The sequence below is a fragment of the Pseudomonas sp. DE0010 genome (assembly GCF_007680745.1).
GTDB classification, from domain to species: domain Bacteria; phylum Pseudomonadota; class Gammaproteobacteria; order Pseudomonadales; family Pseudomonadaceae; genus Aquipseudomonas; species Aquipseudomonas parafulva_B.
In genome coordinates, this window is sequence record NZ_VEJQ01000099.1 from 1 (window position 1) to 340 (window position 340).

At 69.1% G+C, this 340-nt stretch carries 1 protein-coding gene; it reads right to left on the reverse strand.

Annotated elements, in window-relative coordinates:
- The coding region (locus tag FS767_RS21825; protein ID WP_144968186.1) for a phosphoadenosine phosphosulfate reductase family protein at positions 1 to 340 on the reverse strand (340 nt) is incomplete at both ends.

The window sequence follows — 340 nt, forward strand, 5'->3', positions numbered from 1 at the left end:
GTGGCGCGCAGGGCGGTGAACCAGACCTCGGGCGCGGTCTCGCGCAGGGCGCGGGCGAAGGGTTCCAGCTTGACCTCTTCGGTGAAGGCGGCGTGGCGCGGATCGTCCAGCCCCGGCACCGGGCCGTCGATGGCCTCACGATGGGCGCGCGAGCGCCTGGGCAGATAGGTCACCAGGTTGAGACCCAGCTTGCGCACGATCTCGTCCGCGCAGCGGTAGGTGGCGGGGGTGTTGTAGCCACTGTCCATCCAGACCACCGGGATGTCCGGCTTGACCTGGCTGACCAGGTGCAGGATCACCGCCTCGAAGGGGCGGAAGTTGGTGGTGACGATGGCGCTCT